General features: G+C 56.2%; 14 protein-coding genes, 1 tRNA gene and 1 pseudogene. 3 read left to right on the plus strand and 13 right to left on the minus strand.

Going from position 1 to position 11,704, the window contains the following annotated elements; genetic code table 11:
• The 6 genes from RR877_RS08560 to RR877_RS08585 form a co-directional block, all read right to left on the minus strand.
• A partial coding sequence (locus RR877_RS08560; protein ID WP_332627929.1) for an HAD-IC family P-type ATPase occupies positions 1–1,060 on the minus strand: 1,060 nt, incomplete at its 3' end.
• Between the two features lie 83 nt (positions 1,061–1,143).
• Positions 1,144–1,833, minus strand: coding sequence for a 50S ribosomal protein L1 (gene rplA / locus RR877_RS08565; protein WP_110234483.1), 690 nt, complete (start codon positions 1,831–1,833; stop codon positions 1,144–1,146).
• A gap of 12 nt (positions 1,834–1,845) precedes the next feature.
• Complete coding sequence (rplK, locus tag RR877_RS08570) at positions 1,846–2,277, minus strand: 50S ribosomal protein L11 (RefSeq protein WP_277494702.1); 432 nt, start codon at positions 2,275–2,277, stop codon at positions 1,846–1,848.
• Between the two features lie 112 nt (positions 2,278–2,389).
• Positions 2,390–3,166, minus strand: a complete 777-nt coding sequence (gene nusG / locus RR877_RS08575; protein WP_239406888.1) for a transcription termination/antitermination protein NusG — start codon at positions 3,164–3,166, stop codon at positions 2,390–2,392.
• Between the two features lie 68 nt (positions 3,167–3,234).
• Complete coding sequence (secE, locus tag RR877_RS08580) at positions 3,235–3,525, minus strand: preprotein translocase subunit SecE (RefSeq protein ID WP_332627930.1); 291 nt, start codon at positions 3,523–3,525, stop codon at positions 3,235–3,237.
• A gap of 19 nt (positions 3,526–3,544) precedes the next feature.
• Positions 3,545–3,617, minus strand: a tRNA-Trp gene (locus RR877_RS08585).
• Positions 3,618–3,743: 126 nt separating this feature from the next.
• Here RR877_RS08585 and RR877_RS08590 point away from each other — a divergent pair.
• Positions 3,744–4,949, plus strand: a complete 1,206-nt coding sequence (locus RR877_RS08590; protein WP_332627932.1) for a pyridoxal phosphate-dependent aminotransferase — start codon at positions 3,744–3,746, stop codon at positions 4,947–4,949.
• A 9-nt stretch (positions 4,950–4,958) separates the two neighbouring features.
• On the opposite strand, the gene RR877_RS08595 is transcribed toward RR877_RS08590, so the two are convergent.
• The 4 genes from RR877_RS08595 to RR877_RS08610 are packed head-to-tail and all read right to left on the minus strand — an operon-like array spanning position 4,959 to position 7,305.
• Positions 4,959–5,312 carry a DUF1801 domain-containing protein gene (locus RR877_RS08595; protein WP_110234497.1) on the minus strand — a complete coding sequence of 118 codons (354 nt, stop codon included), beginning with the start codon at positions 5,310–5,312 and terminating at the stop codon, positions 4,959–4,961.
• A 2-nt stretch (positions 5,313–5,314) separates the two neighbouring features.
• On the minus strand, positions 5,315–6,430 hold the full coding sequence (locus tag RR877_RS08600) for a UDP-N-acetylmuramate dehydrogenase (protein WP_332551029.1): 1,116 nt from the start codon (positions 6,428–6,430) through the stop codon (positions 5,315–5,317).
• A gap of 3 nt (positions 6,431–6,433) precedes the next feature.
• Positions 6,434–6,853, minus strand: a complete 420-nt coding sequence (locus RR877_RS08605; RefSeq protein ID WP_332551028.1) for a MaoC family dehydratase — start codon at positions 6,851–6,853, stop codon at positions 6,434–6,436.
• A 2-nt stretch (positions 6,854–6,855) separates the two neighbouring features.
• On the minus strand, positions 6,856–7,305 hold the full coding sequence (locus tag RR877_RS08610) for a MaoC family dehydratase N-terminal domain-containing protein (RefSeq protein WP_277494698.1): 450 nt from the start codon (positions 7,303–7,305) through the stop codon (positions 6,856–6,858).
• Positions 7,306–7,815: 510 nt separating this feature from the next.
• Here RR877_RS08610 and RR877_RS08615 point away from each other — a divergent pair.
• Together RR877_RS08615 and RR877_RS08620 are read left to right on the plus strand one after the other, a co-directional pair.
• Positions 7,816–9,198, plus strand: coding sequence for an aminotransferase class V-fold PLP-dependent enzyme (locus RR877_RS08615; RefSeq protein ID WP_280805427.1), 1,383 nt, complete (start codon positions 7,816–7,818; stop codon positions 9,196–9,198).
• Positions 9,199–9,238: 40 nt separating this feature from the next.
• Positions 9,239–10,246 (plus strand): agmatine deiminase family protein, encoded by a 1,008-nt coding sequence (locus RR877_RS08620; protein ID WP_280805441.1) that lies wholly within the window; start codon positions 9,239–9,241, stop codon positions 10,244–10,246.
• Here the strand turns inward: RR877_RS08620 and RR877_RS08625 are convergent, their stop codons facing one another.
• The 3 genes and pseudogenes from RR877_RS08625 to RR877_RS08635 all read right to left on the minus strand — a co-directional run.
• Positions 10,247–10,399 carry a hypothetical protein gene (locus RR877_RS08625; protein ID WP_280805426.1) on the minus strand — a complete coding sequence of 51 codons (153 nt, stop codon included), beginning with the start codon at positions 10,397–10,399 and terminating at the stop codon, positions 10,247–10,249.
• A gap of 8 nt (positions 10,400–10,407) precedes the next feature.
• Positions 10,408–11,466, minus strand: coding sequence for an NAD(P)-dependent alcohol dehydrogenase (locus RR877_RS08630; protein WP_332551027.1), 1,059 nt, complete (start codon positions 11,464–11,466; stop codon positions 10,408–10,410).
• A gap of 43 nt (positions 11,467–11,509) precedes the next feature.
• A pseudogene (locus RR877_RS08635) lies at positions 11,510–11,704 on the minus strand (hypothetical protein); the annotation flags it as partial.

Genomic DNA, 11,704 nt, shown 5'->3' on the forward strand with positions numbered 1-11,704 from the left:
CGGCAATAGCGGCCAAGCGCACCAGCTCGTCTTCCTCAATACCCGGGGCCGTCATCACTTTGCTCAACACGGGCTGGCCGTGGGTGAGAGTTCCCGTCTTATCGAACGCAACTGTTTTGATGCGAGCGAGCTTCTCGAGGGTGCCGCCGTTCTTCACGATGATGCCGTGGCGAGCAGCACGGCTCATACCGGCAATGAACGCAACAGGGGCAGCAATGATCAGCGGGCAGGGCGTTGCCACAACAAGCACTTCAGCGAAGTGCGTGGGGTTGCCGCTGAGAATCCAGGCAGTAATCGCCAACACATACGCCACGATGGTGAAGGGAACCGCATAGCGGTCGGCAAGACGCACGAACGGTGCTTTGCTCTCAGAGGCTTCCTTCACGAGCTCCACAATGCGCTGATACTGACTATCTGCCGCCAGAGCAGTGACTTCCATTCGGAACACGGCGGAGCCGTTGACCGAACCGCTGATGACCGCATCGCCTTTGACACGTTCAACCGGAATGCTTTCACCCGTCAGGGAGGACTCATCGAGGGTGGCCTCGGGGGTGAGCAAGATACCGTCCACGGGAATGAGTTCACCGGGCTTGACCACGACAACGTCACCGATGGCAAGTTCTGAGACAGGGCAATCTTTGGTGGCAAAGAGCGCACCCTTTTCCGCGCCGGCGCTGGAATACACCTCGCGGTGAGCAATCTGTGGGGTGTTATCCAGCAACGAGGTCAGCTCGCGCTTGGCTCGGCTTTCGGCATAGTCTTCGAGGGCTTCACCACCGGTGAACATCAACACAATGATGATGCTGGCCCAATACTCCCCCACCAACACGGTGGCAATAATGGCGGTGACGGCGAGAACATCAATGCCCCAGCTGCCCTTGAGGATGGAGCGAACCATGCCGACGGACTCTTTAGCGGCAATAGCCAACGCGAAGATACTGATCACCCAGCGCGCGGCTTCTTCCAGACCAGTGAGTGCGAGAACACCCCCAATAATCGCCAACACAATCGTCGAGGCGAATACCGGGTATCGCACGAAGAAGGGGCGGGGCTGATCCATTACTTCAGCTTGGCACACATCCTAGAAATGAAGAATGGGCCCGTCGCTTACGCGACGAGCCCATTGCTCTCGTTCAGTTGAACTTAGATGCTTGCAACATCGAGGGGGATACCAGGACCGAAAGTGGTCGAGACAGCACCCTTCTGGATGTAACGGCCCTTTGCCGATGAAGGCTTGAGGCGAACAACTTCGTCAAGAGCGGCTGCGATGTTCTCGGACAGCTGCTCAGCGGTGAACGAAGCCTTACCAACGATGAAGTGAACGTTGGAGTGCTTGTCTACCTTGAACTCGATCTTTCCGCCCTTGATGTCGTTAACAGCCTTAGCAACATCAGGAGTTACGGTTCCGGTCTTGGGGTTTGGCATCAGGTTACGAGGACCCAGTACCTTACCGAGACGACCGACCTTACCCATGAGTTCAGGGGTCGAAACTGCTGCATCGAAGGAAGTGTAACCAGCGGCTACCTTCTCGATGAGCTCGTCGCCACCAACCTCGTCAGCACCAGCTGCGAGTGCAGCTTCTGCAGCAGGACCGGTTGCGAACACGATAACGCGTGCAGTCTTACCGGTACCGTGAGGCAGCATGACGGTTCCACGAACCATCTGGTCTGCCTTACGAGGGTCAACACCGAGCTTGAGGGCTACCTCAACGGTGCTGTTGAACTTAGCGGAACCGGTTTCCTTAGCAATTGCAACTGCTTCGGTAGCGGTGTAGTACTTGCCTTCTTCGATCTTTGCGGCAGCGGCAAGGTATGCCTTTGACTTCTTAGCCATGATTTATACCCCTTAGCCCTCTACCGTGATGCCCATGGAACGTGCAGTTCCGGCAATGATCTTCTTAGCTGCATCAATGTCGTTAGCGTTGAGGTCAACCATCTTTGCTTCCGCAATGGTCTGAACCTGTGCCTGAGAGAGCTTGGCAACCTTCACAGTGTGAGGAGTACCAGAACCCTTAGCAACGCCAGCGGCCTTCTTGATCATTTCAGCTGCAGGAGGAGTCTTGAGGATGAAGTCGAATGAACGGTCTTCGTAAACAGTGATCTCAACGGGGATGATGTTTCCGCGCTGTGATTCGGTTGCTGCGTTGTATGCCTTGCAGAAATCCATGATGTTCACACCGTGCTGACCCAGAGCGGGACCAACAGGAGGAGCTGGATTCGCGGCGCCGGCCTGGATCTGAAGCTTAATCAGACCTGTGACCTTCTTTTTCGGTGCCATTTCTTTTTCCTTTTTTTTGAATTCGAACTCATCGGGGTTCCGATGAACTCTCCCGTGAAATCAGGCGAACCTGATTCGCGGTAATCCCTGAGGCTGGCTCAGGGAAACTTTTCTACTGCTTGGTGACCTGGTCGAAGCTGAGCTCGACGGGGGTCTCACGCTCGAACAGCGAAACCAGCACGGTGAGCTTGCCGCTCTCGGGCTTGATTTCGTTGATGGTTCCGGGGAGGCCAGCGAACGAACCTTCCTTGATAACCACGGTCTCGCCGATTTCGAAGTCGATCTCTGCGATAGGCGTACGTGCAACAGCCTGACCACCCTTGGCCTGGACAGCCTTGGCGGTGGGGACATCCTTGACCTCAACCAATGGCTTCAGCATGTTGAATGCTTCCTGGAAGCGCAGTGGGGTGGGGTTGTGAGCGTTGCCTACGAAGCCAGTAACACCGGGGGTGTGACGAACACACGACCAGCTGTCTTCGTTAAGGTCCATGCGCACGAGAACGTATCCGGGGATACGAACGCGGGTAACCATCTTGCGCTGGCCGTTCTTGATTTCCACAACGTCTTCCATAGGAACTTCGATCTGGAAGATGAAATCGTTGAGCTGCATCGAGGTACGACGGTTCTCGATGTTGTGCTTGACCTTGCGCTCAAAGCCAGCGTAGGAGTGAATGACGTACCACTTACCGGGCAGAGTGCGAAGCTCTGCTTCGAACGCTGCGTAGGGGTCGTCAGCAACTTCTTCTTCGTCTTCGGAAGCGACGATCGCTGCCTCAGCTTCTTCAATGGTGTCTACGTCGAGAGCGTCTTCAATCACTGCGTCAGCTTCTACGTCCACAACCTCAGCTGCGTCAGTCTCGGAGAGTGCATCCAGTGCGGCCTCGAGCAGCTGCTCGTCTTCGCGCGTCGATTCAGTCACGTTGTTCCTGTCTTATCTAGAAAATCGTTTACCGCTGGTTAGCCAGCAGAGGTGGCCACGGTGGGATCACCGAATACGGTGACAACACCCCAACCGAAGATGTAGTCCATGCCGGAAACGAGAGCCATCATGATGACTACGAATACCAACACAACTAGCACGTAGTTGATGAGTTCCTTACGGGTAGGTGTGACGACCTTCTTCAGTTCGCCAATCACCTGTCGAATGAAAAGAGCAATGCGCGAGAAAGGATTGCGCTTTCCAGCACTTTCCTTTTTTGCACGAGCGACGATGTCCTCACCGGGTTCGTCGGCTACGTCTTGCGCCATTTCTTTTCCTTTCGATTTGCAGGGCGGACAGGACTCGAACCTGCAACCTGCGGTTTTGGAGACCGCTGCTCTACCAATTGAGCCACCACCCTTTGCTTCGCAGATCCTCTTCAAAAAGAAGGCGCGCGAAAGCATGGCATATTGCAACCACTTCGCAACAGCATAGGCGAGAAAGCGCCCCTCTGTAAAGTTGAGCTCCTCGCTCTATAGTGGTAACCGTGCCTGAATTGAAGCGAATTTCTTCTCGTATTTCCGCCATTGCCGAGTCGGCAACCCTCAAGGTTGATGCCAAAGCAAAAGCACTGCAAGCTGCCGGTCGTCCGGTCATCAGCTATGCAGCTGGTGAACCTGACTTCCCCACCCCTGCACACATCGTTGAGGCAGCACTGGATGCGGTCAAGGATCCCAAGAACCACCGCTACACCCCCGCAGCTGGTTTGCCCGAGCTGCGCCAGGCTATTGCGGACAAGACCAAGCGCGACAGCGGTTGGGCAGTAGACCCCAGCCAGGTCGTCGTCACCAACGGTGGCAAGCAGGCCGTCTACCAAGCTTTCGCCACCCTGGTTGATCCAGGTGACGAAGTTCTGGTCCCCACCCCCTACTGGACCACCTACCCCGAAGCCATTAAGTTGGCTGGCGGCGTCCAGGTTGACGTCTTTGCTGGTGCAGACCAGGAATACAAGGTCACCGTGGAGCAGCTGGAAGCTGCTCGCACCGACAAGACCAAGCTCTTGCTGTTCGTTTCACCCTCGAACCCCACCGGTGCTGTCTACTCTCCCGAGGAGACCAAAGCCATTGGTGAATGGGCCGAAAAGCACGGCCTGTGGATCATCGCCGATGAGATCTACCAGAACCTCACCTATGACGGTGTGAAGGCAGTCTCGATCGTGAATGCAGTTCCTGCCCTGCAGGACCGCACCATCTTGGTCAACGGTGTGGCCAAGACCTATGCCATGACCGGGTGGCGTCTGGGCTGGATGGTCGGCCCTGCCGATACCATCAAGGCCGCTGCCAACCTCCAGTCTCACTTGACGTCAAACGTCTCCAACATTTCTCAGCGTGCTGCACTTGCTGCACTGACCGGTCCTCAGGAACCAGTTGAAGAAATGCGTCTGGCCTTCGACCGTCGTCGCAAGCTCATTGTGGAAGAACTGCGCAAGATTCCTGGCTTCGACGTTCCCATGCCGGAAGGTGCGTTCTACGCCTACTGCGACGTGACCGCACTGCTGAACAAAGAATGGGATGGCGTCACACCCACCAACACTCTGGAGCTCGCAGACCTCATCCTTGATAAGGCAGAAGTTGCCGCCGTTCCCGGAGAAGCCTTCGGACCCAGTGGTTACCTACGCTTTAGCTATGCGCTCGGTGATGGTCCCCTGCTCGAGGGTATTCAGCGCCTGCAGAAGCTCTTCGGCACGAAGTAGGAACGTGTCTTAGAGACCGAGTTCAGCCATCCTGGCTTGAATAAGGTCTGTAATCAGAGCGCCATCAACGTCCCAGTCCACGGGGACTTTGAACAAGCCCTTCGTGGTTTCGTAAGCGGATAACCGGTCAGCAAAGGTAGACATGGCCGCTTCGCTCCAGGGCGCGAGCGAGAGATGGTTCTTCGCCGCAGACATGCCGAAGACGTACTTTCCCGCAATCTGAATCTGTGGAGTGTTCCACGCCAGCTTGACGGAGGAATCAGGAAAGTTCGTCGCGATGACGTCCAGCACTCGGCGGAGGGTCGCGGCCTTGGTGTCATCCAGGCTGGCGAAATACTCGTCGAGATTCTCAAACTTCGCCATAGCTAGATCTCCACACCAATCAGGTTCGGTTCTGGATACAAAATAATGCCGAAGTGCGACTGCACCATCGCCTGAACATAAGTGGCCAGTCCAACTACTTCAGCAGCGGTGGCTCCACCGCGGTTCGTAATGGCCAGTGTGTGCTTAGTAGAGATGCCTGCCTTGGATCCGGGGATGGAATACCCCTTCTTCACCCCAGCGTTCTCAATGAGCCAGGCAGCAGAGAGCTTGACCAGGTTGGGGCCGGCATCCACCGAGGCAAGCGGTGGAACGTCTGCACCCAAAGGCAGTACACGATCTTGTTGTGTCTTCTGCACGGGAAAACGGGGGGCATCTGCCGGCAAGTTCCGGGCAAAGTTTTCAGTCACGATGGGGTTCATAAAGAATGAACCTGCGCTTGCAGTGTCAGGATCCGAAGGATCCAGCACCATGCCTTTGCTGGCACGCAGCTTTAGCACAGACTCGCGGACCTCGGCGAGCGCGACCTGAGCACCAAGTTCAACACCCAGTGCAGTGGCAAGCTGAGGGAAGGCTATGGGCGCAGAGAGATTCTCGCCATAAGAGGCCAGTCTGAGTTCAACGGTGAGAACAATACCTTCTTTGCCCTGCTTGAACACCGAGTCGCGGTATCCCAGAGCTAAGTCAGCTGCGGGGATCCAAGAGATTTCCTGGGTGTAGCGGTCAAGGAATTCAACGGCGGTGAGTACGGAAGAGAGCTCTTGGCCGTAGGCGCCAATGTTTTGAATCGGTGCCGCCCCGGTTGAGCCGGGGATTCCAGAGAGTGCCTCAATACCCGCAAGTCCCTCGGAAATACTCCACGCGACCAGGTTGTCCCAGTTCTCTCCCGCGGCAACGCGAACCACGCTGTGGTTAGGGGAATGAGAGATGTCCTGCTGGCGTTCCATACCGGTGGTGGCCACGTGAATGACGGTGCCATCAAATCCCTCGTCCGCAACGATGGTGTTGGAGCCGCCACCCAAGATCAGCCAGGGTTCATTCGAATCCCACGTGTCCACAGCAGCTTCGATGAGTTGTTCACGGGTCGTGACCGTGATGAGTTCGCGCGCCGTACCGCCCACCTGCATGGTGGTCAGCGTCGAGAGCGGAACAGAGGTCATCTTTTAGGCGAGGTTGACGCGAACCTGAGCTTTGCCCAGAACGGTCTCATCGTTGTATTTGACGGTGAGGTCAATGCGGGCAACCTGAGTTTCTTCTTCCAGGGCACCCACAGTTGCGGTGACGGTGACATCAGCGCCTGTTGCACCATCGACCAACACGGGACGCGTGAAGCGCACCTGGTAGTCCACGATGCGAGCAGGGTCGCCCACCCAGTTAGATACGGGCTGCACGGCTAGACCCATGGTCAGCATGCCGTGAGCAAGAACTCCGGGAAGACCAACGGAGATCGCAACATCATCGCGGTAGTGAATGGGGTTGAAGTCACCGGATGCCCCGGCATAACGCACCAGGTTGTCACGGGTGAGGTGGAAAGACTCTTCGGCGACAACGTCGCCCTTGGTCAGGGTGCTGTAGTCAACCATGATTAGTCCTCATCTCCTCGAACGACCAGCGTGGAGATCGCGGTCACCACGTGCTTACCTTCAGCATCGACAATGTCAGAGTCAGCGGTGACCATGTTGTGGCCACCGAGGCTCTTCACACTAGAGACAGTCAGGGTTGCGGTGAGCTCATCACCGGCAACGATGGCGCGGGTGTAGGTGAAGCGCTGTTCACCGTGCACCACACGCGAGAAGTCAATACCGGCATCTGGCTCTGCCAACAACTGGGCCAGAGTTGCCTCCTGCACGACCACAGGGAAGGTGGGTGGCGCAACCAGGTCAGCGTGGCCAGCAGCCTTGGCTGCCTCCACATCGAAGTTGATGGGATTGGTGGAAAGAACGGCGCGAGAGAACTCGCGAATCTTCTCGCGTCCAACAAGATACGGGGCGGTCGGAGGGAAGACACGACCTTGAAGTTCAGGATTTACAGCCACGGCACAATTCTAGGCGTGGCTGAGCATGTTGAGCTTAAACAAAGAACCCCAGACCATCTTTGGTCTGGGGTTCTTGTGCAGCAGTGCTGCGAAGTTACTTATTTACTGGCAGCTGTCGCACTGGAGCAGATCCATAGGATCTACGGGTACTGCGTAGCCACCAACGGTGTCGTTTGATTCGAATTCCATTTTTGCCTCCATAAAACTTGTCGAATCCCTTGCGGGATTCTGCCGCACCCCTGCGGTGAGTTATCACTATATAACGTGAATCACACCTGTGTCATTCCACTACATGTAGTGTTTGTGAGTTTTTTGGCATAGTTCTGTGAGTTTGCCTAGAGAACCGCATATTTACGCCATTTCCGCCTGAGAAAAAACTTAATTCAATCCGGGGTTTCGGCGTGTCGAGCATCCCCGATAGTGTGGTCTGAGCCTGCTGAAGGGCCCCAGTCGCACGACACTCGTCGTGGCGGGCATTTGGCGGATGAACACAGAGTGGATGTCAGCGACATGACAACGCCCAACGGCAATCACATGCACACCGTCGATCTCGAAACAATGAAGCTTCGCGAGCAAGTATTTGAATACGCTCGCCGTCGCATGAACTACGACCCGCCACCGCTGGATGGGCCTAAGACCATTTCAGAGCTGCGTGCTGAAGTTCCTGCCACCGTGACCGAAGAGGGCATGGGCGGCATTGAAGCGCTGAGCTTGTTTGAGAACGTGTTGGCAGAAGCCACCATCTCGAACGACCACCCCAACTACCTCTCGTTTATTCCCTGTGCACCGACAGAGGCAGCAACCCTGTTTGACCTCATCGTCTCTGCCTCCACCATCTATGGCGGATCGTGGATGGAGGGCGCTGGTGCGGTCTATGCCGAGAACCAGGTTCTCGAATGGCTCGCCACAGAAGCCGGCATGCCTGAAGGCGCCGGTGGTGTCTTTGTTCAGGGTGGAACCCTGGGTAACCTTTCTGCTCTGGTTGCTGCCCGCCACACCGCCAAGGAAGCCCTCCTGGCCGCTGGAAAAGCTCTCCCTGCTCGCTGGCGCTTTGCCTGTAGTTCGGAAGCCCACTCGTCTCTCAAGGCCGCTGCGAGGGTCATGGACGTGGACATCGTCCCCGTCCCCGTCAACGCAGAAGGTCGCCTGACCGGTGAAGCCCTCGAGGAGACACTCGAAGGCGACTGGGATGGCATCTTTGCCGTCGTCGCCACCGGTGGAACCACCAACTTCGGCATCGTGGACGAAATCGAAGCAGTGGGTAAAGTCACCAAGGCACACAACGTGTGGTTCCACGTAGACGGTGCCTACGGCATCGCTGCGATGCTGGCACCGACCACCAAGCATCTCTTTGCCGGGGTGGCTTTGGCAGACTCGTTTATTGTGGATCCCCACAAGTGGCTCTTTGCCCCCTTCGACGCGTGTGCACTGGTCTACCGTGACCCTGAGCTTGGCCGTGTGACCCACACCCAGCACGCTGAGTACCTGGATGCACTGGAAAACCCTGAAGAGTGGAACCCCAGCGACTACGCCTATAACCTCACGCGTCGTCCTCGTGGATTACCGCTGTGGTTCTCCCTGGCCACCTATGGTGTTGCGGCCTACCGCGAAGCAATCGAACAGAACATACAGTTGGCTTACAAGATTGCTGATGAGATTCGCCGCCGTCCGGATCTGGACCTGGTGCGTGACCCACAACTCTCCGTCGTGGTGTTCACCAAGAAGGGCTGGAAGCTCGAGGACTACACCCGCTGGTCCAACAAGCTCCTGGCTGACGGGATTGGTTTTGTTGTTCCCAGCTCTCACAAGGGCGAGCCCAACACTCGCTTCGCGATTGTGAACCCCAGAACTTCTTACGAATCTTTGGTCGAAATCCTCGACACGATGGTCTAACTAGGAATACGGTCTTATCGTGACATCTCGTGAACTTCACATGCCTGCCGAGTGGGCAGAACATGAGCGCACCTGGATGGCGTGGCCCTCTTCTGGTTACACCCTCGGTGAGACTGAAGAACTAGCCGATGAAGCACGCAAGTGCTGGTCCGACGTGGCCAACACCATCGTGCGATTTGAGCCGGTCACCATCTTGGTTGACCCCAGTGCCGTCGATGAAGCGAAGAAGTGGCTCGACCCGAAAGTGGAGATTCTTGTCGCCGAACTCGATGACGCCTGGATGCGCGATATTGGGCCGACCTTTGTCCGCGATGACAAGGGCAACCTGGCCGGCGTGAACTGGATCTTCAACGGCTGGGGCGGACAGTCCTGGGCCAGCTGGGAGCATGACTCCCAGGCAGCCACCACCATTCTGGACTCTATTGGTGTTCCCCGTATTGACTCTCCCCTGACCAACGAGGGTGGTGGCATCCATGTCAATGGTTCCCGCACCGTCATGATTACCGAGACCGTGCAACTTGATCCAGGTCGCAACCCGGACTGGACCAAGGCGCAGGTAGAAGAAGAGCTACAGCGCACCCTCGGCATTGATCACGTGATCTGGATGCCTCGTGGTCTCACCCGCGACTATGACGAGTTCGGCACCCGTGGCCACATTGACATCGTGGCCTGCTTTGCCAACGTGGACACCGTGCTCTTCCATGATCAGAAGAACCAGGACCACCCGGACTACTGGATTAGCCAGGAAGTGCGTCGTGTTCTCAAAGCTGCTCGTGATGCCGATGGTAACAAGCTCAACGTCATCTCCGTTCCTGCACCAGAAACCCTGCAGGACGAAGAAGGCTGGGTCGACTACAGCTACATCAACCACTACGTCTGCAATGGTGCTGTGATTCTGTGTGCATTCGACGACGAGGGCGACAAGAAGGCCAAGAAGGTTCTCGCCAAGGCCTACCCCGGACGTGAGATTGTGCTCGTGGACGCTCGTCCACTCTTTGCTCGTGGTGGTGGCATTCACTGCATTACGCAGCAGCAGCCGAAAGTTTAATTACTTCTCTTCAGCCTGCCCGCGCAGTACATCAACTTGGTGCTCCATCATCTTCGCCAGCTTGTCCATTTTCTGGTATTCCTCCGAGGAGGAGTCTGGTCGACCAGTGGTGGGGTAAGAAGCAGCGGGACGGCCCTTGTTCTCTTCAGACATATGCTCTCCTAGATAGTTTCTGCATCAATCACAAAGCGGAACTGAACATCGCCAGCAACGACGCGGTCATAAGCCTCGTTGATGTAGTCGGCATTAATAAGTTCAATATCTGCAACGATGTTGTGTTCTCCACAGAAGTCCAACATTTCCTGGGTTTCACGGGTTGACCCGATCTGCGAACCCGCGATAGAACGGTGACGCTTCATCAACTTAGGCAACGAGAACGAGTGGGTCATGTTTCCCACTGCACCAACGACCACATAGCTTCCGTTGAGGCCAAGAAGATCCAAGAACGGGTTCATGTCATGATCTCCAGGAAGTGTGGAGATGATCAGATCGAACTTCTCTGCAGCGGCCTTCATGGCATCTCTGTCAGAGGTGATGAGAACGTCATCAGCACCGAGAGACTTACACAACTCGACCTTTTCTGGGCTGGTGGTCAACGCAACGGTGTGTGCACCGAGTGCGTGTGCGAATTTCACAGCCATGTGACCCAGGCCACCCACGCCGGCAACTCCCACGGTCTTTCCTGGGCCTGCTCCCCAGTGCTTCAGGGGTGAGTAGACCGTGATGCCTGCGCAGAGCAGCGGCGCTGCGCCGGCCTTGTCGAGGTTTTCAGGGATGCTGAAGACGAACTTCTCCGTGGTGACGATTTCGCGGGAATAACCGCCCTGTGTGAAAGCGCCAGGAGTGTAGGGGTCAGCCTCTGCATAGGTCAGCAGTGGACCACCTGGTCCCTGGCAGAAGTGATCGTCTCCGGCGAGACAGTTCTCGCATTCTCCGCAACTCTTCACAATGACACCGACGCCAACGAGGTCGCCCACGGCATATTTGCTTACGTTGTTACCAACCTCAATCACGCGACCAATGATTTCGTGGCCGGGCACAACGGGGTAAGGCATGTCGCCCCAGTCACCACGCACGGTGTGAATGTCTGAGTGGCAAATACCGGAGTATTCAACTGCAATGCGCACGTCTTCTGGCAAGACATCACGGCGAGTGATTTCGAGCGACTCGAGTGGTGCTTTTTCTGCTTTCGCTCCGACAGCGCGAACTTGAGTAGTCATGTTGTGCCTTTCACAGCAGATAGAGAAATGAACCTAACAAGGTTTAAGAGCTGGTAAGCCCTACTTTATTGCGGTAACCCATCACTTTGGAACGCATGCCGATACCGCAGACACCCACCATGTCATCACCCTTGAAGTAACCGTAGATGCAATCGCCGCCCACTTCGCCTTCAAGCAGGCGAGCTTCCTCGCCCTGGTCGAGAAGACCGTAGGCCAGAAGGCTTACTTCGAACTGGTC

The sequence above is a fragment of the Aurantimicrobium sp. genome, from assembly GCF_036667855.1.
GTDB lineage: Bacteria > Actinomycetota > Actinomycetes > Actinomycetales > Microbacteriaceae > Aurantimicrobium.